Here is a 23,721-nt window from a genome sequence, read left to right as displayed (position 1 = left end):
GTGTAACTGTAACACCTACAGTAGCAGTGTTGCTCCAGTTACCTGCTGCGTCTTTTACCCTGTATGTAAATGAATCAGTACCGTTGTAGTTAGCACCCGGAGTGTATACAACAGTTCCATCAGTGTTCACAGTTACGGTACCATGTTGCGGCTGTGTAACTATTTCCAGCGTTGAAGGAACGATCGGGCTACCTTGCGGCGCATCATTTGTCAGTACAGGTATAGTAACGTTGCTGCCTTCTTTTGTATCTGCAGCATCATTTTCAGCTATCGGCGGGGTAGGTGTAACTGTAACACCTACAGTAGCAGTGTTGCTCCAGTTACCTGCTGCGTCTTTTACCCTGTATGTAAATGAATCAGTACCGTTGTAGTTAGCACCCGGAGTGTATACAACAGTTCCATCAGTGTTTACAGTTACCGTACCATGTTGTGGCTGTGTAACTATTTCCAGCGTTGAAGGAACGATCGGGCTACCTTGCGGCGCATCATTTGTCAGTACAGGTATGGTAACGTTGCTGCCTTCTTTGGTATTTACAACATCATTTCCAGCAACTGGCGGGGTAGGTGTAACTGTAATATCTACAGTAGCAGTGTTGCTCCAGTTACCTGCGGCGTCTTTTACCCTGTATGTAAATGTATCAGTACCGTTGTAGTTAACTTCTGGAGCGTATACAACAGTTCCATCAGTGTTTACAGTTACCGTACCATGTTGTGGCTGTGTAACTATTTCCAGCGTCGAAGGAACTATTGAGGCTCCTCCTGCAACATCATTTGTCAGTACGGGTATGGTAATGTTGCTGCCTTCTTTAATATTAACTACATCATTTGTTGTAGTTGGTGGAGCTAATGTGGTTGCCGTAATAGTGGGCGCAGTACAGGCTGCACAACCCGGATTTGGATCGTTAGTGCTGCTCGTAACGGCCGCTGTATTAGAAAGGCTGCCGGTATAACTAATAGGAGTTTGAACGGTTACTTCGTAAGTAACAACAGCGCCGTTAGGCAAAGTAGTTATAGTCTGGTTCAGGTTACCTGTTCCGCTGGTAGCAGGTAAGGTAACAGTACCAGTAGCAACAGTAGCTGTCCATGCACTGATACTTGTACCAGCCGGTGCCGCATCCTGTACGTTTACATTAGTCGCGTCACTAGGGCCGTTATTAGTTACAGTGATAGTATATACAACAGCTTCCCCTGGTGCAAAGGTCGTTTTAGCAGCATCTTTCAGCTTTTTAACAGTTACGATATCAGCACTTGGAGTAGCTGGTATGCTAGCAGCAGTACAGGTCGGGCATGTAGGGTCCGGATTAGGATCGCTGGTACCGCTTGTAACAGTTGCTGTATTAGAAAGACTGCCTGTATAGTCAGCAGGAGTTTGAACAGTTACTTCATAAGTAACAACAGCCCCGTTAGGTAAGGTAGAGATAGTCTGGTTCAGGTTACCTGTTCCGCTGCTAGCAGGTAAGGTGACAGTACCAGTAGTAACAGTAGCTGTCCATGTACTGATACTCGTACCAGCCGGTGCCGCATCCTGTACGTTTACATTGGTCGCGTCACTAGGGCCGTTATTAGCTACAGTGATAGTATATACAACAGCTTCCCCTGGTGCAAAGGTCGTTTTAGCAGCATCTTTCAGCTTTTTAACAGTTACGATATCAGCACTTGGAGTAGCTGGTATGCTAGCAGCAGTACAGGTAGGGCATGTAGGGTCCGGATTAGGATCGCTGGTACCGCTTGTAACAGTTGCTGTATTAGAAAGACTGCCTGTATAGTTGGCAGGAGTTTGAACAGTTACTTCATAAGTAACAACAGCTCCATTAGGTAAAGTAGAGATAGTCTGGTTCAGGTTACTTGTGCCGCTGTTAGCAGGTAAGGTAACAGTACCAGTAGTAACAGTAGCTGTCCATGCACTGATACTCGTACCAGCCGGTGCCGCATCCTGTACGTTTACATTAGTCGCGTCACTGGGGCCGTTATTAGTTACAGTGATAGTGTATACAACAGCTTCCCCTGGCGCAAAGGTTGTTTTAGCAGCATCTTTCAGCTTTTTAACAGTTACGATATCCGCACTTGGAGTAGCAGGTATGCTGGCAGCAGTACAGGTAGGGCAGCTAGGGTCCGGATTAGGATCGCTGGTACCGCTCGTTACAGTTGCTGTATTAGAAAGACTACCGGTATAGTCAGCAGGAGTTTGAACAGTTACTTCATAAGTAACAACAGCTCCATTAGGTAAGGTAGAGATAGTCTGGTTCAGGTTACCTGTGCCGCTGTTAGCAGGTAAGGTAACAGTACCAGTAGTAACAGTAGCTGTCCATGCACTGATACTCGTACCAGCCGGTGCCGCATCCTGTACGTTTACATTAGTCGCGTCACTGGGGCCGTTGTTGGTTACAGTAATAGTGTATACAACAGCTTCCCCTGGTGCAAAGGTCGTTTTAGCAGCATCTTTCAGCTTTTTAACAGTTACGATATCAGCACTTGGAGTAGCTGGTATGCCAGCAGCAGTACAGGTCGGGCATGTAGGATCCGGGTTAGGATCGCTGGTACCGCTTGTAACAGTTGCTGTATTAGAAAGACTGCCTGTATAGTTGGCAGGAGTTTGAACGGTTACTTCATAAGTAACAACAGCCCCGTTAGGTAAGGTAGAGATAGTCTGGTTCAGGTTACCTGTTCCGCTGCTAGCAGGTAAGGTAACAGTACCAGTAGTAACAGTAGCTGTCCATGTACTGATACTCGTACCAGCCGGTGCCGCATCCTGCACGTTTACATTGGTCGCGTCACTAGGGCCGTTATTAGTTACCGTGATAGTATATACAACAGCTTCTCCTGGTGCAAAGGTCGTTTTAGCAGCGTCTTTCAGCTTTTTAACAGTTACGATATCAGCACTTGGAGTAGCTGGTATGCTAGCAGCAGTACAGGTCGGGCATGTTGGATCCGGGTTAGGATCGCTGGTACCGCTTGTAACAGTTGCTGTATTAGAAAGACTGCCTGTATAGTTGGCAGGAGTTTGAACGGTTACTTCATAAGTAACAACAGCCCCGTTAGGTAAGGTAGAGATAGTCTGGTTCAGGTTACCTGTTCCGCTGGTAGCAGGTAAGGTAGCAGTACCAGTAGTAACAGTAGCTGTCCATGCACTGATACTCGTACCAGCCGGTGCCGCATCCTGTACGTTTACATTGGTTGCATCACTAGGGCCGTTGTTGGTTACAGTGATAGTATATACAACAGCTTCCCCTGGCGCAAAGGTCGTTTTAGCAGCATCTTTCAGCTTTTTAACAGTTACGATATCAGCACTTGCAGTTACAGTAACACCCGTATTATATTTTATGTTATTACAGGATTCTGTTGTCGTACCATTCTTACATTCCACATGAGGATCCGTAGGAGGTACTGCTACATCCGGGTTGGTAGCATCCGGATCAGTTACATCGCTTGGACGCATAACGCTTGCTTCCATATTCAATGAACTGCCAGCCAGAGCTGCACCCGGAATACCAGTTATATTGAAGGTAATAATACAGCCATTCGGAATATCCAGCAAAGCTGAGTAGTTTCCTGACGCGTCTGTTGCCGCATTTCTGACAGTACCACAACTGGTAGTATAGCTGATGTTGGATATAGTGAATCCCGAAGGTACTTTAAATGCAAATGGGGCACCGGTTACATCACTGGGACCGTTATTTACAACAGGTATAGTATAGGTAACAGGTTGCCCTGCTGCTACAGTTGTTACTGATCCGGATGTAGTGATACCCTGTACTGCAAGATCAGATTGCCTGATAACCAGGTTAGTATTTTTGCTGGCAATATCACCCAGAATATAGGTCCATGTATCCATGGTCTTGGCATCACCGAAATTACTGCTCCATTTATGACCATTAGAATTACTGGAAAGCCCGCTTCCGGAGTTCCCATTAGCCATAGGACTTGACGCGCCGGCAGCACTGGCTAAATTGCTGTCATCCCAATAAACAATATCTGTCTTTACAGTACCATTATCGTTCAGCTGTTCAATAATGATACCATTCACGTTATATTCCACATCTATGAAAGGGAAATGCACTTCCGCTCCTTGCAGCCTTATGTCGGCAGTAATAGCTGCCGTGCCAAGGGAAGGACTAGTACCTGCACCATCTTTCCCATTCCAGAATATAGAGTTTACACCTGCAGAGGCAAAACCGTTAATAGTCCTTGTTACAAAACTACCGGAACCAGTCAGGGTAATACGAAAATTACCTGCCTGGTTAGCAGTGAACTTAATATAAGCACCTTTACTGCTTACCTGTCCCACAGTACCTTCTACACCATCTATGCTGATATTGCTTACGGTAGGGACTACTTTAGGCACTTTCAGCCAGGTAGTACTGCCATCGGGTAATAACGCCGATGCTGGCAGGTCAGCAGCCGGTGTGGTATAAAATATCTTCTGGGTAACGCTTTGAGCGCCATCAGCGCTCCTCGGGTCTTTGGTAGGAATACTGGCTGTTGAGTTCAGGCTCTTATAGGTCGGAGTAGCATTATCAGCAGTACTGGTGGCAATACCTTTGTTATTCACAAAGAAAGTAAAGCCTATCCCCGCCATTCCATTGTTATTAACTTTATATGTATAACCATCATTTGTCTGGATATAGAAATTACCATAAAAATTCCCGTTATCAACATACATATTCATCACATTAGAATACATCCTGCCGGGAATAATAGTATTGGAAGCACTTAATGCAGAAACATCCCATGCTGCAATGGAGTTGTTAGTGGTATTCTGGGTCCATGCCGCATCAGCAAGAACGGTACCGCCATTGAAGCCATTGCCATCAAGAGTATTTACAGGTATGAATTCTACTTTCCACAACCCTCCCTGATTACTGCCTACCGTCCGCACAAACGGGGTATAACCAACCAGGGGGCCCTGTAGCTCTTCCGTACGGTTAGCGATCTTTCCCGTAGTAGATCCGACGGTTGACAGATAAACCGTTCCATCAGGAGCAGTCAGCCTGATCTGCCCGTTACCCACACCCTGGGCACTGGAAGCAGCAGCTACTTTTTCACCGGGATTAACATATACATAATGTACCCCCAACGTTGTAAACAACCAGTTGTTTGTAGTCGTATTGGTGGTGCTGACAAGGAAGGCCCTGTGCCCCGTAGCTCCACTGGGATAGAGATCCTTTGAGCCGTCTGCATAACTTTCATGCGATGCAAACATACCCAGGGCCATCAGGTAGGAGAGCAGGGATTTTTTGTAAAATTTATTCATAGATATCAAGTAAGTATCAGATAATAAACATTAAGAACATAGGGCTTCCACATGGTTATATACATAACCATTTTCAATGACCACTGCCAGCGCAATCTTTTAATTGTTTGCCTGAAAGGACGATAAGGGTATTACAGGAGCAAACAAACTCATTTGTTATGAGCGGGGCGAAGGTAAATTGGTTACGTTTCTTGATGAATAGAAGTTTTTTGTCATGTATGTAGTAGTAATACTACACGACAGGTAGTGCATCTGTTTTAGCTTAAACAAGCTGTTGCTGATTATTGAAAATACTATATATATTTGCGCACACCATAGGAGGAACACCGTCTGACACTTACTCTTATCCGATATAAATGACCAGTATTCTTATTGCTGATGACCATTCTATTGTACGTTATGGTCTTAAGAAAATAATTTCCAATCTTGATATCCCTGCTACAATAACGGCAGTGGAAGCGTTTGATGACGTAGTAGTGATGCTGGGAAAACAACAGTTTGACCTGCTGATACTGGACATCAATCTGCCGGGAGGTAACAGCAGGCAGATGCTGGATGTTGTAAAACTGAAACAACCCAGTATTATGGTACTTATGTTCTCAGCTTACGATGAGAAGATGTATGCAATAGATTACCTGATGGCAGGAGCCGATGGTTATCTCAGTAAAAATTCACCTGAAGAAGAAACAAAAGAGGCTATCCAGACATTACTGAGGCATGAGAAATATATGAGCGCTTCCACCCGGCAGCTGATGCTGAATAAAATAATGCTGCAACGACAACCACAGGCCAATCCTTTTGAATCCCTTTCTACAAGAGAACTGGAGGTAATGAACCTGCTTTCGAAAGGTATCCCGTTAAACAAAATAGCAGAGAAACTGCATCTGCAGCTTTCAACAGTAAGTACTTATAAAGCGCGCATATTCACAAAGCTGGAGGTTAATACTATTGTTGATCTGCTGGAAAAAATGAGAACGCATAATATTTCTACCTGATAACGTCTAATGTAATATCGATAATGGTCCCCTGATCTTTATTGGCAGTAACGGTAATATCACCGTTGAGGAGCTGTAGCAGCTCTATCACCATCATCAGGCCGATCCCGTCCGGCGAAGACAGCTTTCCTTCTGTATTGGCAGGCATCTCTTTATATTGCGTGATCCAGTTTATTATAGCCGGGGGTATACCAATACCGGTATCTGCAAACCGTATGTGTATCTGTTCAGCGTAGCAGGAGGCCTGTATCTGTATATAACCCTTACGGGTATATTTAACGGCATTATCCAGCAGGTTATGGATCACCACGGCCAGCAACTGCCTGTTAACCAGTACAACCGTATCAGGCAGTGTGTGATCTAGTATCTCCACTTCCCTGGCCCTGGCCACTACCCGGAAAATGTTAGCTTTTTCTTCCAGTAACTGGCGGAGATCCACCATTTCGAGAGAGGATACATCATCCATGAACTGCGAACGCATATACTGGATCAGGTTTTCCACCATATGAAACATGCTGTACAGGCTTTCGTAAATGATCTTTCGCTCGTCTTTCCCTATCTCACTCTTCTGTTCATTACCTTTTCCTATTACCTGCATCATATACTTCAGCGGCGTTTTCAGATCGTGTGAAATAGCCGCTATCAGTCGTTGCTGAATAAATCCCTGTCTGCGTAATTGCTGTTCTGATATCTGCAGGGTGTTCATTGCTTCTTCCAGCGCGCTGGTCCGCTCTGCTACACGTAATGCCAGTTCACGGTTCATTTTCTCCACTCTCCTGATACGGAACCAGGACAAAGCGAAACCTGTAAGCAGGAGCAGGATGCCTGCCAGTATACGGAACCAGCCGGTTTCATAGAAAGCTTTTCCTACCAGTATAGTGAGGGCTTTTTCTGTGATATTATCCTTTCCGAAACCGTTGAGCTTGCGTATGCGAAGAGTATATTTACCGGAGTGCATGGAAGAGAACTCAATGACCCTGTTATCAGCCACTGGAAGCCATAGCACCTTATTATGTTTTCCTTCTTCTTCAAGGGAATAATACAGGTGAAGATTACCGGGATCACCGAAATAAGGTGTACTGATAGAGAATCTTACATGTCTGAAATCGTTGGGCAGGGAAATTAAATTTTCGGCGGTAACAATTCCGGTATCCAGCTCTACCTTATCTATGAAAATCCCTTTTTCGGGAAACTCAGGACGTATGGAGGAAGGAGAGAAGTACACCAGCCCTTCCAGCGATGGCAGGGAAATGTCTCCGTTCTGCAGCTGTAAGGCACAGGGCTGGCAGCCACCATTGAATTCGTTGGTATAGAACCCCTGTTCCTTACCGTAATGAAGGTAGAATAGTGTTTGTTGCCGGCCTGCTGCATATTCCAGCGCATCCCGGTAACTGGCCTGGAATAATCCCTTATTGGTGCTGATCCAGAGGTATCCCTGTTTATCCAGTACAATACAATGGGCAGCCTCCAGGTATTTGTTCTCATCGGTAGGCAGGGGAATAAGGCGATTATCCTTATAAAGGGAAATGCCATAGTTGTCTGTCGTGATCCAGAGCTCATCCGGAGCGGTGAGATAAAGACTCCTGATATAACGGTCGTTGAGCTGTGGTATGCTATCTGTTTTACCTGTCCGCCGGTCAACACGAAGTAAGCCATAGCCTGTTCCCACCCATAGAATGTGTCTGTCATTTATGACATAGGAGATGTTGTTAAGATTGGCTTCATATAACTTAGGTTCGGGACGGGCACCGGGAGTATGGATGGTATACAGCCCCTGCTTGGTCCCTATCCAGAGCACACTGTCATCGTCTATGAACAGCTGGCCTATCTGCTGGTTAAACCGGTGCTTCCATAATAACCTGCTAAGGTCACTGTTGAATTTCATTACTGTAGCATAGTCCTTATACCAGTAGTTACCCATCGGATCGCGGGTGATGCTGTATTTATCAGTAGGTTTTTTATCCAGCAGGGGTATCCTGGTCCTTTTGCCGGTTTGCGGGTCCAGGGCAACTCCCTGTGGAGTAACAATGCCCTGCGTGCCGAAGGGCGCCTGTGCATAATATACTTCATCTTCTTCCTGACCTGCCTTTATCCCTTTGAACTGTTGTGAGTTACATACAAAAAGCCCCTTGGTCGAGCTGCCAAGGAACAGCCGCTTATTAGTGCTGTCATTATATAGGTTTACTATCCCATTCCTGGGAAAATCAAAGCCTTTCAGCATCAGGGTGGCCTTTAAGGTAGAACTGTCTGTAAGCTCAAGCCTGTAGCAGGTCTTATCGTGGTAGATGAATAATTGCTTTGCGGGAATGTTCCAATATATCCCCGGCATTTCCTCTGATCCCAATCGGGAGAGGATTGTCTGCAGATCGCCTGTCAGACGCAAGGGCCGGATACCGGCAGGGGTGATCCGTACAGCCTGCCCATTTTTTTGGATACTGCAAAGGTACCCCTGTAACGTAAATAGCCGGTTGACATCAGCCTGGGGGTAATAGACGCTGTATTGCACTTTGCTGCCCTTTAACAGGCTGATGGTGTCACGGCTTACTCTGAAATAGCTGTCAGCTCCATGTGCCAGCAGGTAATGAGATGAATTTACAGCATTTATATACCGGTCCGGCAGGCGGATAACAGCATAGGTTTCATCTGTCTGGCCCCGGCGGAGATAGCCGAATTCCTGTGGAATTTTAGTAGGCACAAGCACTTTACCGTTGTGAATACTCAGTACTTCATGATCTGTGGTAGTGGCCAGCAGTCCGTCTTCAGTGGCGGCAGGATAGATAAAATCAATACGGCTGTTCCTGAACGGTGTATTGCTGCTGGTGAAATTCATGAACCGGCTGCCATCAAAGCGTGTCAGCCCGCTTTCAGTTGCCATCCATAGAAAGCCGTCTCCATCGGGAGCTATATATTTCACACTATTCTGGGGAAGCCCGTCCTGGTCAGTGAAATGACGTATGGTATAAGGAGCCTGCGCCATAAGAGATACAGGGATCCATAAAAGTAAAAAGGATAGAATAACTCGCATTCCGGATATAACGATGAGAATATTTTTTTAACACAGGGAATAAAAATAGCTAAATAATTATAAACTTTTGAGCTATCATTGGCCCTCAGTCCCAAACATATATACCATGACAATAAAGAAAATTGAAACCTCTCCCCAGGTATATGCCCGCATTGGCGGCCTGGCCTACCTCATAATAATCGTGGCAGGCGCTATGGGTGAGATATTTATCCGGAATAAAATGATCGTACCGGGAGATGCTGCCGCAACTACTAAAAATATATCGGCTTCCCCCTTATTATGGCGCGTTGGTGTTTTTGGTGACCTTATAATGCATGTGTTTGACCTGGTGCTCGGATTGGTTTATTATACGCTTTTAAAACGGGTAAACAAGAGCCTTGCGCTACTCTCGCTTCTTTTCGGCCTGATACAGACCGCAGTGTTAGTAGCCAATAAAATGAATTTAATGATGCCGCTGTTCCTGATGGAAGATGCCGGTTATCTGAAAACATTCAGCCAGGAACAGTTACAGTCGCTAAGCTATCTTTCAGTTAAAGTGCATTCATATGGCTTTGGATTTGGCCTTGTATTCTTTGCTTTTGAATGTCTGATAGATGGATACCTGGTCTTTAAGTCTGAATTTCTGCCAGGGTTTTTAGGTGTTATGCTATGTATTGTAGGGGTATGTTATCTGCTGAATACATTTTTACTGATCTTCTCTCCCGGATTGGAAGAACTGTTGTTCTCCACTGTCCTTGGTCCGTTAATTTTAATCGGAGAACTTTCAATGTGTTTGTGGCTGCTGATAAAAGGTGTGAATGTTGAAAAATGGGAATCAATGAAATGATTGCCTGTATTCCAATGGCGACAGGCTGGTTTTTGCTTTAAATAGTTTACTGAAAGACTGGGGATGTCCGAAACCCAGCTGATAAGCTATCTCAGCTACTGAAAGCGTGGTTGAGCCAAGCAGGTCTTTGGAGTATTCTATCACTTTATGTTGAATATATTGTTGGGTATTCTGTCCCGTAAGTGAACGTAACATATCGCTGAGGTAGCGTTGTGATAATTGCAGCTGACCGCTAACATATTGTACCGAAGGAGGGCCGTCTTCAAGGCCCTTACCTTCGTTTAAATAAACTTTTAACAGTTTGTCCAGCGCAGCGATGATCTCATTATTGACAGTTTTGCGGGTAATGAACTGCCTGTTGTAAAACCGTTGACTATAGTTCAATAACTGCTCTATCTGCGATACAAGAATATCCTGGCTGAACTGGTCTATATTATTCTCCAGTTCTGTTACTATCAACCCAAACAGGTTAATGATGACCGTTTTTTCTTTAGCTGAAAGGAATAGCGCTTCCGAGACGGAGTATGAAAAAAAGCCGTAATTATCTATCGTGTTGTTAAGGGGATAGTGCCTGATAAAGTCCGGATGAAAGAAGAGGGCATAGCCTTCATAGCTCAGGTCGTCCTCTGGCGAGGCAACGATCTGGTTGGGCTTTATAAAGGCCAATCCACCTTCTTCGAAATCGTAATATCCCTGACCGTATTTTACCTGTCCCCGGAATTGTGTTTTGAATGAAATTTTATACAGGTCAAGAAGGATCTTCTTTCCCTTTTCAAAGGCGCCGGGACCCACCTGGTTATAATCCACTACGGCTGCCAATGGATGCAAAGGCTCAGGTTGTTCCAGGTAACGCATCAGCTCAGAGATGCTGCTGATAGTATATGTATCTGACATGAAAGATTTCATGCGAAAGGCTTTTACAGGCTAAATTACAACTAATTCTGCCGGGAGGGACGGATCACGATATCGCCCACTTCCACATCTGCCGGCTGACTGATAGCATAACATACTGCGCGGGCAATTGCTTCCGGGCTGATGGCCAGTTGTTCCATCATCTCCAGGATAGCTGCCTGGCTTTCCCTGTTCTTCATACTATGAGTGAGGTCTGTTTTTACTACTCCCGGAGAAATACCTGTTATCCGTATTGTACCGTCAGATTCCTGCCGGAAGGCTTCTGCTATGGTGCGAACGGCATTCTTTGTTCCGGCATATACTCCCTGGGTGGGCACTATCTTTAGTCCAGAGGTAGAAATGATATTGACGATATGCCCTGACTGCTGCTGCCGGAAAACGGGTATGGCCGCTGCCATTCCATACAGGACGCCTTTCAGGTTAATATCTATCATTTCTTCCCAGCCTTCAATATCCAGTTCATCTATCCGGCTGGTCCGGGCAACACCGGCATTATTGATAATCACGTCCAGCCGGCCATATTCAGTAACAGCTGCGTTGACAAGGCGTTCAAGGTCGGCTTTATGCCTGACGTCTGTAGTAACGTATATGGCGTTGCTGAGCCCGTCTACGATCTTTTCTAATTGTTCCGTTCTGCGGGCGCCGAGAATGATCTTTGCGCCCAGCCTGGATAATTCCATGGCAATTGCTTTGCCAATGCCGCTGCTTGCTCCGGTGATGGCCACTACTTTACCTTCGATTTGATTGTGCATATATTGTTAGTTTTAATTGCAAAGTTCCGGTATGATACCCCGTAATAAGTAGTCAGATTGGTAAATATTGTAGTCAGATAGGTATTGCCGGAATGCTTTTATCATTTTTTGATGTACATCAAAGATTGAAATTGATAGTCGTTGCACCTTTGCATCGTTATCAATTTAAAATTTAAAAAAAATGAGAAAGAAACATTTTAAGTACATCAACACATTATTTGTAGTAATACCAATGACATTGATCATGGCATTTGTAGGGCTTATGCGGAACTATGGCTTTGGTGAAGATTGGTTTATTAAATTCCTTAAAGCATGGAGCGTTATGGTGCCGGTTGCTTATGCTGCTGCTTTTATTATCATTCCCAATGCCCGTAAATTGGCTGAAAAGGTTGCAGCAAAGTCTTAAATTAGGAACTTTAAAAGATTTTAATCCTGCATGTACGAACAGCTTCGCAGTTACATTAACAACAAAATAAGGGTCTCTGAGGAAGAGTTAAATTTTATTCTTTCTTACTTCAAACCATTACAGCTGGAGAAACATGAACTTCTGCTGGCTCATGGGCAAACCAGCCAACGAACATTCTTCGTTGGCAAAGGTTGCTTAAGGCTGTTCTTCATTAACGAAGAAGGGCAGGAAGCAACGCGGCATTTTGCTTTTGAGAACCAGTTTGCAACGGCTCTGGTCAGCTTCATAACAGGCGAACCTTCAGTGGAATTTATCCAGGCAATAGAACCTACGGAATTGTTGTATATCACCCACGACGATTTTTATCATCTGCTCAACATCATTCCCCAATGGGAGAAGTTTTACCGTAGTTACCTGGAAATGGCGTATGTGAATAATACCAGGAGGCTCATGTCATTCCTGACACAGGATGCAACAGAGAAATATCGTCAGTTGCTTGAAGAAAACCCCGTTATTGTCAGGCGTTTGCCTAATAAAATGGTTGCCTCTTACCTCAACATATCGCAGGAAACATTAAGCAGGTTAAAGTCGAAGATCTGAATTGAAAATTTTATTCCCCCTTTAAGCTATTCACCGGGTTGACCAGGGCTGCCCTGATACTCTGGAAGCTGATCGTCAGCACCGCTATCGTTATTGCTGACAGTCCGGCTATAACGAATACAGGCCAGGAAAGGGAGATCTTGTAAGTAAATGTTTCCAGCCATTGGGCTGTGGCATACCAGGCTAACGGAGAAGCAATTAGAATGGCGATCAGGACAAGTTTTATAAAATCCCTGGATAACAGAGTTACAATGCTGGCTACCGAAGCACCGAAAACCTTTCTGATACCGATCTCTTTTGTCCGTTGCTCAGCCATAAAAGCTGCCAGACCAAACAAGCCAAGGCAGGCAATAAAAATGGAAAGACAGGCAAACAGCGTGATCAGCTTTCCTACAACAGCCTCACTTTTGTATACTTTCATAAATTCTTCATCTACAAATGAGTAGGAAAAGGGAAATGTAGGATTCATTTTGCGGCAAACTGCTTCAATGTTGGAAAGTGCCTGTTTTACCTGGCCTGGCTGTGTCCGGATCAGGATATTCCCATATGCCCCTTGGTCATTCAACCGGATAATAATTGGACGGATGGGTACATGAAGCGAATTGAAATGGAAGTCTTTAAGCAGGCCCACAATTATACCGGGATGCTTCCCGAAAGTGAGTGGCTGGCCAATAGGATCTTTATAGCCGAGACGTTTCGCGGTAGATTCATTTATCAGGTAGTTGGCAGAGTCAGTTCCAAATTCCGGCGAGAAGTCCCGGCCGCGCACAAGCTGTAACTTCATCGTTTTAACGAAATCATATCCCACCGAAGTATTGTTAAACTGGATAGCCAGGCCAGGCTCTTTACCTGACCATTGTACGCCATCTGTTGTATTACCATTCTGCAGCGGACTTGTTTGCATATAGGTGACAGACTGAATACCGGCCAGCTGCAATAGCTGTTGCTTAAATACCTGGTACTTCTGCGCAATTTCTCCCTCTCCACGAATAACTACCAGGTTCTCCCTGTCGTATCCAAGATTTTTTGTCTGGACATACTGTAACTGCTGATAAACGACAATGGTGCCAACAATCATTAAAATGGACAGAACAAACTGGAAAACAACGAGACCACGCCGGAAAAGCTGCGATCCGGCACTTATGTGTAATGTTCCTTTCAGCACACGTACCGGCCTGATTGATGAGAGAAATAATGCCGGATAACTTCCGGATACCCCGGCTGTAACAAGCAGTATTGCTGCTAACAGCATCCAGAAAGTAAAGTTACCTATGGGCAGGGATAGCTGTTTGCCGGTTAACTGATTAAAAACAGGAAGACTTATCCAGACAGCTATAATAGCCACGATAGCTGCAAGTGCTGTCATCAATAAAGCCTCATTCATGAATTGCCAGATCAGGGAGCGCCGTTCAGCCCCTATTGCTTTTCTGACACCTACTTCCCTGGCCCGTTTAACAGATCGTGCAGTAGCTAAATTCATGAAATTGATACCTGCAATAAGCAGAAGAAAAGCAGCTACAATAATAAAAAGCCGGACATATTCAATGCGGCCGCCATCCCGGTGACCATTTTTAAAGTTAGAATACAAATAGACCTCTGCTTCAGGCTGTAAGAATAGTTCGATGTTGAATGAAGGACTGATATCTTTATTCCGGCCTTTCAGAAAAGTTTTCAGTTTAGCATTAACTTTATCAGGGTCCGTTCCTGGTCTGAGTTGTATCCTTGTACCTGGTCCGCCATTCTCCCAAACGTTCAGCCATGGTTCCCTTTTTAAAAATGTCTTCCAGTTCAGAAGAAAATCATATTTATCAGTTGAATTATCCGGGAGGTCTTCAAAAACAGCGGATACCTTGTAATCAGTATGATTATCTATCCGGATAACCTGGCCAAGCGCTGCCTGGGCATTTTTGAAAAAGGTTTCAGCTGTCTTGCGGGAAATAGCAATGTTACCTGGTTCGCTGAGAGCAGATTGCGATGTACCTGTCAGTAATGGAATACTGTACATATTGAACCAATCAGCTCCGGCGTAGCAACCGCTTTGCCGGGATATTTTTTCACCTGCACTCAATACATGATTTTCGTTAGACGATATTCCTGCCGCATAAGCTACTTCAGAAAATTGTCTTTTAAGCTCTTCAGGTAAAAGACCTGGCGTATCTTCATCTGTTACAATCCGTCCATCAGCAATTTCATTCTCCATGATCCGGTATAAAAGACCTGTATTAGCATGCTGCCTGCCAATGCGTAATTCGTCCTGTACCCATAACAAAAGAAGAAGACTTGATGCCATGCCTAAGGCCAGGCCCAGGATGTTGATAGTGGAAAAGGTTTTGTTACGGATTATATTTCGATACGCAATTTTCAGATAGTTGTACAGCATGGCAAATAGCGTTTCTGCCTATGCTCAATACCCGTGCCATGGCATAAAGGCTTTCTTTTCATTGAGAAACCAGTGGACATTGATCTTTATCTGTTCGATTATGGGCATACTAAGTCCATTTCCGGACAATAAATTCTTTTTCACCACTGACCTTTTTGATGTTCCCATTTAAAAACCGGTTTCATCAATGTTTATTTTCTCTTTCGTTGTCATCAATTCGGAATGAGACTTTACAGATCAATCCATAAGTAGCAATTTTGCCGTCTTTAACATGCACTTTGATATCTTTTACGAAAATTGAATCAATATTTCTTATAGTTTTGGATGTCTCTGTAAGTGCATTCTGGATCGCATCTTCAATACCTTTCTCTGATGAGGCTATTACTTCAATCACTTTTACAATAGGCATAACTTTAAAGTTTAGTTGACTAAATAAAATTGACTATTTTATCGCGACAAATTCAGTGCCATCGGGTATTCCCCTGGAGAAGTGTAGAGCAGTCCCAACCAGAGCTGAAACAATAAATGCCGTTTTTTTTTATTATTTTTCTCCTTTAGCCCAAATAATATTATCGATGAAGAACTTGCTTATCTTGATTTGTTTACTTCTCATTGCCCTTGTACCCGTATTTCCCCGGCAATCTACACCTGCTGACAGCATCTACGACATCCAGGATAACGTTCTGATCAGAACAGGAGATGGTGCTTCTATATCTGCTATTGTGGTTAAAAGAAAAGGAGTAACAACTCCTTTACCTGTCATCTTACAGTCTACGATCTATGTGCGCAGCAGGGATGTGAATAGTTTGAAAATAGCGGTAGACAATGGCTATATCGGCGTTATGGCTTACACGAGAGGAAAACGGTATAGCCCTGACGAAGTCTTCCCATATGAAAATGATAGCAAAGATACCTACGATGTTATTGACTGGATAAGTAAACAGCCCTGGTGTAACGGAAAGATAGGAATGTACGGTGGAAGCTATAATGGCTTCACCCAATGGGCGGCTGTTAAGAAGCTGCATCCGGCTCTGAAGACCATTGTGCCTTATGCAGCAAACAGGCCGGGTATGGGATTGCCGGTAGAGAATGGCATCTTCGTCAATCCAAATTATGAATGGGCTTTCTATGTAACTAACAACAAGGAGCTGGATACCATTGTAGGGAACGACAGGCCGCGGTTCAGGAAAATGCAACAGGCCTGGTGGGAAGCAGGAACCGCATACCGGAAAATTGATAGTGTTGACGGAACTCCCAATAAATATCTGCAGCGCTGGTTGCAGCATCCAGCCTATGATACTTACTGGCAAAGCATGGTGCCATATAAAGAGGAATTTTCCGGGATAACTATACCTGTGCTGGTTATTGATGGATATTATAACGATTCTCAGCTATCCAGCCTGTACTACTTCAGGGAGCATACGAAATACTATAAGAACAATGAAGATTACCTGATTATTGGTCCCTACGACCATTTCGGTTCACAGAGGGGAGGGGCGAAGGTGCTCAATGGATATGAAGTAGATACTGTAGCATTGATCAATACACGAAAGATCACTTACGAATGGTTTGATTATATCTTTAAAGGAGGGAAGAAACCTGCTATATTGCAGGATAGAATTAACTATGAAGTAATGGGTGCTAATGAATGGAGGCATGCATCATCTTTGGATAAAATGCACAATGAGGTGCTCCATTTATACCTGAGCGATACAAGGAAGGACGGGAGGTATCAGCTAACTGAGAGGAAACCGTTGAAGCGGAGTTCTTTTTATCAGGAAATAGATTTTAAGGACCGGACCACGTATTATAATGATTACTATCCGGACCCTATCATCAGGAAAGAACTTGATACGAGCAATGGCCTCTTTTTCCTCAGCGAGCCTTTTAAGGAACCTGTTATTGTGAATGGCGCATTTTCGGGAGAAATAAAAGCGATCATCAATAAGAAGGATTTTGATCTGGGAGTTGTTCTATATGAAGTAATGCCTGACGGAACTTATTTTGAATTATCTTATTTTTTAGGTCGTGCCAGCTATGCCAAAGATATTACTACAAGGCATCTTTTAACCCCTGGTAAGATCGAGGGCATTCCCTTCTCCAATACTAAGCTGGTGAGCAGACAGCTAAGCAAAGGAAGCCGATTGCTTGCAGTGATCAATGTCAATAAAAATTCATTTTCCCAGCTCAATTACGGAACAGGGAAAGATGTGAGTGATGAAACGATGGATGATGCCGGAGAGCTTTTGAAAGTAAAATGGCAGAATGATAGTTATATTGAAATACCTGTCCTGAAAGGCCATAAGGAGAAATAGGATTGCCATACTGGCAGAATTTTTCCCGGCTATATGCCAATGTATGCTAAATTGGCCTCCAATATTGTCCTGGCATAAATGATGCTGCATTAATAATAAAACAGAGACTATGTCAAATCAAACTGCAATATTAGCTGGTGGTTGTTTCTGGGGAGTGGAAGAACTTATCCGTGCTCTTCCCGGGGTAATTAAAACCAGGGTAGGATATACAGGTGGAGATGTGCGTAATGCTACTTATCGTAATCATGGAACCCATGCAGAGGGAATAAAGATCGAATTTAACCCGGATGAGATCTCTTACCGTAAGCTGCTGGAGTTCTTCTTCCAGATCCATGATCCTACCACTTTGAACAGGCAGGGTAATGATATCGGTACATCCTATCGTTCGGCTATCTTCTATCTGGATGAAGAACAGAAAAGAACAGCAACGGAGCTTATTGCAGAACTGACTGCTGCAGGTATATATTCCAAACCTATTGTTACTGAAATTGTATCTGCATCTGATTTCTGGGATGCAGAGGAAGAACACCAGGATTACCTGCAGAAACATCCATTCGGATATACCTGTCATTATATCCGTCCGGAGTGGCAACTGGGCGAGACGAAAGAAAAAGAAAAATAGATAAAAAAAATAACCCGCCTTAGCGAGGGCACTGAAAAAGTCCTTACGTAGGCTCTGAGAATCGTCTATTCGAAAATATTCTCCACCCCCTACCCGAATATTTCTTTAAAGAAAACTACTTTTTCAGTGCCCTCGCCTTAGCGGGTTATTTTTTTTATCTTTAGTACCTCAGCTTTATTTGATCTCCTTTGTTTACTACCACTTTGAAGCCCCATACATTTTTAACCTCAAAACAATACTTATGAGTGAACCAGCAAGCGCGCAACAAACTGCTGCGAATCCTAACAAGGCTTTATGGGAGAAGGGCGATTTTACCCGTATTTCAGAAACTATGCGGGAAAGTGGTGCTGCATTAATTGATAAGCTCGGAATTAACTCCGGGATGAATGTATTGGATCTTGGTTGTGGGGATGGTACTACTGCTATTCCTGCAGCCAGGCTTGGAGCGAAGGTATTAGGCGTGGATATTGCCAGGAACCTTGTTGCAGCAGGAAATAAACGTATACAGGAAGAAGGGCTTACCGGTATTTCTATCAGGGAAGGGGATGCTACGAACCTGGAGGGAATAGACGATGAAAGCTTTGACCTGGTGATAAGCATCTTCGGTGCTATGTTTGCACCAAAACCTTTTGATGTGGCAAAGGAAATGGTAAGGGTTACACGCCATGGTAGCCAGATTATAATGGGAAACTGGATACCCGGAGATCCTACACTTGTAGCTCAGATATTGAAGATCAGTTCTGCATATACACCACCGCCGCCGGAAGGGTTTGTTAGTCCTATGTTATGGGGTATAGAAGATCATGTGAAAGAGCGGTTTGGTAAAACTGGTATTCCCCCGGAAAAGATCTCCTTTGTGAAGGATACATATACCTTTAATGCACCTTTCTCTCCCTCTGCATTGGTTGAAAGGTTTAAGAATTACTATGGTCCTACTATGAATGCATTTGAAGCAGCTGAAAAGAGTGGTAAGTCCGCAGAGTTGCAGCATGAGCTGGAAGAGTTATTTAACCGTGAGAACAGGAGTGGGGATTCTGGCAGCACTTCTATTCCTGCTACCTTTTTAAGAGTAACAGTGGCATGCTAAAAGATAGGTTATCCTATCTTTTAGCAGCTCTTAGCTGTAATAAAGTGGCCACAAGAAGATCTACATCAGCGCAGGTGTTGTAGAAAGCCAGCGATGGTCTTACCGTGCTTTCCAGGCCAAACCTGCGAAGTATAGGCTGGGCGCAATGATGCCCTGTTCTTACAGCAATACCTTCTTTGTTCAATGCCTGTCCTACCTGGTCATTGGAATAACCTTGCAGGGTAAAAGACAGAACGCTTGCCTTTTCTTTGGCAGTGCCTATCAACTGCAGGCCAGGTACCTGTCTCAGTAAACGGGTAGCGTATTCCAGCAAATAATGCTCGTACAAAGCAATATTATCGATCCCCAGTTTATTTACATAATCAATAGCAGCTCCGAGTCCAACAGCATCCGCAATATTGCCTGTTCCGGCTTCAAAGCGGGTGGGCGCATTGTGGTATTCGGTATGCTCAAACGTTACATCTTTGATCATGTTGCCACCGCCTTGCCAGGGTGCTGTCTGGTTAAGCAGGTCTTCTTTGCCGTACAACACGCCAATACCTGTAGGCCCAAATACTTTATGTCCTGAAAAGACAAACCAGTCTGCATTTAATGACCGCACATCAGTGCGCATATGTGAAACAGACTGTGCGCCATCCAGCAATACTTTAGCACCTGCCTGGTGGGCAAGTTCTATAATAGTATGAGCCGGAGTTATAGTGCCCAGAGCATTGGATACCTGTGTAAATGCCACCAGCTTTGTCTTGCTGTTCAGCAGTTTTGCGTATTCGTCCAGCAATACCTGTCCGTCATCGTCTACCGGTACTACACGCAGTTTCAGACCTTTTTTATCGGCCAGTTGCTGCCAGGGTACTATGTTGGCATGATGTTCAAGATGGGTAATGATGATCTCATCGCCTGGCTGCAGGTATTGTTCTCCCCAGCTTTTGGCTACCAGGTTAATACCCTCAGTGGTGCCGCGTACAAAAACAATTTCATTGGGAGAGCCGGCATTGATGAAAGTCTGTACTTTCTTACGGGCGTCTTCATATGCATCTGTTGCACGGGCAGCCAGCTCATGGGCAGCGCGGTGAATGTTGGAATTTTCATGCTGGTAATAATGGCTGATCCTGTCAATCACCTGTTGGGGCTTTTGGGTTGTAGCTGCGTTATCCAGCCATACCAGGGGTTTACCATTCACATGTTCAGACAGGATAGGAAAATCCTTCTTTACTGCATAGGCATCAAAACCCCAGGATGAAACAAGCGCCGGCTTACTTTCAAGGAAATAATAGGCAGGCACATCTTCCAGAGCGTGATCAACTGTACCTGGTAACTGCAATCCCATGCCATTATCAACAGGGATCAGCGATAATATAGCCTGCAGGTTAAATAAATGTGCAGGGTCAGCCTCATATGGAAGATATTCTTTTAGCCGGAGAGCCGGGGAAAAAAGACTGTCGCCCGCTATGGAAGAAGAGTTGATATCCTGCAGATTTTTATCCGGGAAACCGGTTTGCGGATTGTCTATATTAATATTATTACCATGCAGGATACCGGCGGGCGATTGTCCGCTACCTGCCACAGAAGGTGGGATAGCCTGTTGAGCTACCACTTCCTGCCCAGGTATGCCATTACCTGTGTCTGCCTGGCGAAAAAGTTCATTGGCCAGCTTTTCCAATGCGGCTTCATCAGGCAGAGCTGTGTTATTAATATTTGTATTCATGGTAGAATCCTGTTTCTACATCGTCCAGGACAGCAATGGCGTCATCGACCAGTACTGCCAGTGAACAATACAATGACACTAAATATGATGCAATGGCTTTCTCATTAATACCCATAAAACGTACGGACAGACCGGGGGATTGCTCACCCTGTAAACCTGGTTGAAAAAGACCTACTACGCCCTGGCGACTTTCACCCGTACGTAAGAGAATGATCTTTGATTTACCGTTTTCTATGGGCAGTTTGTTGGAAGGGATTAAGGGGATACCCCGCCAGGTAATAAATGGAGAGCCGAAAAGAGATACAGTAGGAGGGGGAACGCCTCTCCTGGTGCACTCACGGCCAAAAGCAGCTATCGCCAGCGGATGTAATAAAAAGAAGCCCGGTTCCTTCCACACGAGGGAGATCAGCTCGTCCAGATCGTCAGGAGTAGGAGCTCCTGTACGGGTTTTAATCCTTTGTGATGGAGCTACGCTGTTTAACAGCCCGTATTCCTTATTATTGATTAATTCGCTTTCCTGTCTTTCTTTAATGGTTTCAATCGCTAACCGCAACTGTTCGCTGATCTGGTTATAAGGTTTACTATACAGATCAGAGACCCTGGTATGTACGTCTACGATCGTTTGTACGGCGGCCAGGTTGTATTCGCGCGGGTTGTCGATATAATCCACGAAGGTTTGCGGCAGGATATGTTCATCCCGGGCGGAGCAATCCACAACAATGGAACCTGCATCTTTGACTTTATTTAAACGATACACACCCGACTCCACAGGAACCCAGTTAAGCAGACGGGTAAGCCAGCGGGGGCTGATAGTGACCATCTGGGGGACCGTACGGGTGGCAATGGCTAGCTGTCTTGCAGCTACATCACCCAAAGCCGTTTGCTGATAATTGCTACTCTGATTTGCCATAAAAGGTATTATTTATTAATTGAATAAGTGTTTGTAATAAATTACCTGTAGCAAAACGCCTGCGGCAGCCAGCCTTATTTTTGCATTCATCTGGTTAAATGGGGTACGGCTTCGTTAGCAGAGCGCTCTTATTTATTGGTGGTACCTTAAATATAAGATAAGCCCGCTGTTTGGCCAAGTTATTTCTTTACCGGTAATACTCAGCCTGAGTTTTTCCAATTTCAGAAATGCTAAGTGAGAAATACCGTGGCGCTAAACAGGTACCGCAATACATACACTAAACATGCTTAAGACATGCTTCAAACATGCTTTAAATATACTTGAAAGGTAGAGTTGAGGGGAAGGAACTGTATGGAAAACATTTATAAACCAGGTGGACAAGGAGGATAAGGGGCTATTCATTATTAGACGAGGTTTGCCGGGTAATTATATTTATTCCTATATTGGTGTAACTATGATGGCTATAAAGGAAAACGCATTACAGGAAATTGAATATTGAGAATAAATAGCTCATTCCCAACAGATATATGACAGCTGAAAAAGAAATCAAACTCAGACATACGGAGAGTGCTGACTTAGAACAGCTCTTCCAGTTTCAACTTGACAGGGAAGCTTGTTATCTGGCAGCTTTCATGCCTGAAGGCCATGCCGATAAAACCGCTTTTATAAAGAAATGGACAGGTTTTCTGACCAACCCGGAAATTAACATGCGCACAATATTGGTGGATGATCGCATTGCTGGTAGCGTGGCTAAATTTGTAATGCATGGAGATGCAGAGATTACTTATTGGATAGATAGAGAACTTTGGGGACAAGGCATTGCATCAAATGCACTTATGAAGCTCCTGGAAGTAGAAAAGACCAGGCCAATTTTCGGAAGGGTGGCTTTTGACAACTTCGGCTCACAAAGAGTGCTGGAGAAATGTGGCTTTGTTAAAATTGGTAATGATAGGGGATTTGCAAGTGCAAGACAAATGGAAATAGAAGAATACATTTATAAATTGATATGATCGGTGATTGCCACAAAAAAAGATAGCAGTATCCCTGAGAATACTGCTATCAGTCAATATTAGCAATGTGATTATTTCAGGAAAGGAGTAATGTATTCAAGCAATTGCTTTGTTTGCATCATCAGGCTCACATGCCCCTGGGCAGGAATGATAGCTAATTGAGATTTTGGCATAGCTCCCATATCTGCGAATACACAGCCTCCCAGTAACTGGTAGGTTTTTATTAACTCGATTTTATCAACTCCATCGTTATCCCCAGAAATAAGCAGTACCGGAGATTTGATCTTTTTAATATTATCGTCTCCGAAATTGTAGTCAATATTATCGAACGCGATCATCTGCTTTAAGAAGGGTTCCCATTTTGTTTTATCCGGAGCTACTGCATCATAGGCAGTTTTGAGAGGTGTATTTGTCAGCATTTCAGGCGTCATGGACCTGAGAGCAGCCGCTACTTCTTTTTGCCAGCCGTAGGTTTTATAGGTGGAAGAAATGATGACTGTTCTTTTTACTTTCTCAGGGTTTTGTATGGCCAGCTGATAAGCTACTGTACCACCAAAGCTGTAACCTATCACATCAGCGCTGTCTATTTTTAAATGATTCATAACAGCCGCTACATCGGCCGCAAGAGTAGGCCATGTCAGAGGACGGTCTGTTAACGGGGTATGCCCGTGTCCCTGTAGTTCAAGGGCAATTACGCGATGGGTTTTGGATAATTCCGGTATAAGCTCATTCCAGTTCATACCAATGGTCATGTAAGCGCCATGCAGTAATATCAGCGGACTGCCTTTGCCGTATTCCTCATAATATGTTTTCACTCCCTGGTTGCTGGCAAAGCCACTGGTAACGGGTTGAACCTTCTGGCTGTAAGATTGTAATGTAATGAACAGTAACAGGGTCGTCGTAATGAATGTTAATTTTTTCATGG

The 23,721-nt window shown here is 44.2% G+C and carries 17 protein-coding genes; 8 read left to right on the top strand and 9 right to left on the bottom strand.

Annotated features, from left to right (window positions below; all coding sequences use genetic code 11):
* A partial coding sequence (locus tag GO493_RS12540; protein ID WP_157306505.1) for an Ig-like domain-containing protein occupies positions 1-5,251 on the bottom strand: 5,251 nt, incomplete at its 3' end.
* Positions 5,252-5,607: 356 nt separating this feature from the next.
* On the opposite strand from GO493_RS12540, the gene GO493_RS12535 reads away from it, so the two are divergent.
* Positions 5,608-6,246, top strand: coding sequence for a response regulator (locus tag GO493_RS12535; RefSeq protein WP_157306504.1), 639 nt, complete (start codon positions 5,608-5,610; stop codon positions 6,244-6,246).
* On the opposite strand, the gene GO493_RS12530 is transcribed toward GO493_RS12535, so the two are convergent.
* The gene (locus GO493_RS12530; protein ID WP_157306503.1) at positions 6,239-9,271 is read right to left on the bottom strand and encodes a sensor histidine kinase; all 3,033 of its coding nucleotides are present in this window, start codon (positions 9,269-9,271) and stop codon (positions 6,239-6,241) included. The genes GO493_RS12535 and GO493_RS12530 overlap by 8 nt on opposite strands.
* 106 nt (positions 9,272-9,377) lie before the next feature.
* Here GO493_RS12530 and GO493_RS12525 point away from each other — a divergent pair, with 106 nt between their 5' ends.
* Positions 9,378-10,097: a DUF4386 domain-containing protein gene (locus tag GO493_RS12525; RefSeq protein ID WP_157306502.1), complete on the top strand. Its 720-nt coding sequence runs from the start codon at positions 9,378-9,380 to the stop codon at positions 10,095-10,097.
* On the opposite strand, the gene GO493_RS12520 is transcribed toward GO493_RS12525, so the two are convergent.
* Both GO493_RS12520 and GO493_RS12515 read right to left on the bottom strand, forming a co-directional pair.
* Positions 10,086-11,003, bottom strand: coding sequence for a helix-turn-helix domain-containing protein (locus tag GO493_RS12520; protein ID WP_157306501.1), 918 nt, complete (start codon positions 11,001-11,003; stop codon positions 10,086-10,088). The two genes, GO493_RS12525 and GO493_RS12520, sit on opposite strands and share 12 nt — an antisense overlap.
* A gap of 29 nt (positions 11,004-11,032) precedes the next feature.
* Entirely contained in the window at positions 11,033-11,761 is a 729-nt protein-coding gene (locus GO493_RS12515) for an SDR family oxidoreductase (RefSeq protein WP_157306500.1), read from the bottom strand.
* 181 nt (positions 11,762-11,942) lie between these two features.
* On the opposite strand from GO493_RS12515, the gene GO493_RS12510 reads away from it, so the two are divergent.
* Entirely contained in the window at positions 11,943-12,167 is a 225-nt protein-coding gene (locus tag GO493_RS12510) for a DUF2798 domain-containing protein (RefSeq protein WP_157306499.1), read from the top strand.
* A gap of 30 nt (positions 12,168-12,197) precedes the next feature.
* Positions 12,198-12,767 carry a Crp/Fnr family transcriptional regulator gene (locus GO493_RS12505; protein ID WP_157306498.1) on the top strand — a complete coding sequence of 190 codons (570 nt, stop codon included), beginning with the start codon at positions 12,198-12,200 and terminating at the stop codon, positions 12,765-12,767.
* 10 nt (positions 12,768-12,777) lie between these two features.
* Here GO493_RS12505 and GO493_RS12500 read toward each other — a convergent pair whose 3' ends face one another.
* Together GO493_RS12500 and GO493_RS12495 are read right to left on the bottom strand one after the other, a co-directional pair.
* Positions 12,778-15,147, bottom strand: coding sequence for an ABC transporter permease (locus GO493_RS12500; RefSeq protein WP_157306497.1), 2,370 nt, complete (start codon positions 15,145-15,147; stop codon positions 12,778-12,780).
* 184 nt (positions 15,148-15,331) lie between these two features.
* Positions 15,332-15,556, bottom strand: a complete 225-nt coding sequence (locus GO493_RS12495; RefSeq protein ID WP_157306496.1) for a dodecin family protein — start codon at positions 15,554-15,556, stop codon at positions 15,332-15,334.
* 184 nt (positions 15,557-15,740) lie between these two features.
* On the opposite strand from GO493_RS12495, the gene GO493_RS12490 reads away from it, so the two are divergent.
* From GO493_RS12490 to GO493_RS12480, 3 genes are all read left to right on the top strand, one after another.
* Complete coding sequence (locus GO493_RS12490) at positions 15,741-17,462, top strand: CocE/NonD family hydrolase (RefSeq protein ID WP_198315698.1); 1,722 nt, start codon at positions 15,741-15,743, stop codon at positions 17,460-17,462.
* Positions 17,463-17,571: 109 nt separating this feature from the next.
* Positions 17,572-18,084, top strand: coding sequence for a peptide-methionine (S)-S-oxide reductase MsrA (msrA, locus tag GO493_RS12485; protein ID WP_157306494.1), 513 nt, complete (start codon positions 17,572-17,574; stop codon positions 18,082-18,084).
* Positions 18,085-18,325: 241 nt separating this feature from the next.
* Positions 18,326-19,171: a class I SAM-dependent methyltransferase gene (locus GO493_RS12480; RefSeq protein WP_157306493.1), complete on the top strand. Its 846-nt coding sequence runs from the start codon at positions 18,326-18,328 to the stop codon at positions 19,169-19,171.
* Between the two features lie 13 nt (positions 19,172-19,184).
* On the opposite strand, the gene GO493_RS12475 is transcribed toward GO493_RS12480, so the two are convergent.
* Both GO493_RS12475 and GO493_RS12470 read right to left on the bottom strand, forming a co-directional pair.
* Positions 19,185-20,876: a family 2A encapsulin nanocompartment cargo protein cysteine desulfurase gene (locus GO493_RS12475; protein WP_157306492.1), complete on the bottom strand. Its 1,692-nt coding sequence runs from the start codon at positions 20,874-20,876 to the stop codon at positions 19,185-19,187.
* Entirely contained in the window at positions 20,860-21,786 is a 927-nt protein-coding gene (locus tag GO493_RS12470; RefSeq protein ID WP_157306491.1) for a family 2A encapsulin nanocompartment shell protein, read from the bottom strand. The genes GO493_RS12475 and GO493_RS12470 overlap by 17 nt, the downstream gene beginning before the upstream one ends.
* 527 nt (positions 21,787-22,313) lie before the next feature.
* On the opposite strand from GO493_RS12470, the gene GO493_RS12465 reads away from it, so the two are divergent.
* On the top strand, positions 22,314-22,796 hold the full coding sequence (locus GO493_RS12465; protein ID WP_157306490.1) for a GNAT family N-acetyltransferase: 483 nt from the start codon (positions 22,314-22,316) through the stop codon (positions 22,794-22,796).
* Positions 22,797-22,867: 71 nt separating this feature from the next.
* Here GO493_RS12465 and GO493_RS12460 read toward each other — a convergent pair whose 3' ends face one another.
* Positions 22,868-23,719, bottom strand: coding sequence for an alpha/beta fold hydrolase (locus tag GO493_RS12460; protein WP_157306489.1), 852 nt, complete (start codon positions 23,717-23,719; stop codon positions 22,868-22,870).
* Positions 23,720-23,721: the final 2 nt, after the last annotated feature.

Source organism: Chitinophaga tropicalis (genome assembly GCF_009758205.1).
Classification (GTDB): domain Bacteria; phylum Bacteroidota; class Bacteroidia; order Chitinophagales; family Chitinophagaceae; genus Chitinophaga; species Chitinophaga tropicalis.
The sequence above is the reverse complement of the archived record's forward strand: the minus strand, read 5'-3'. Positions and strand labels throughout refer to the sequence as shown.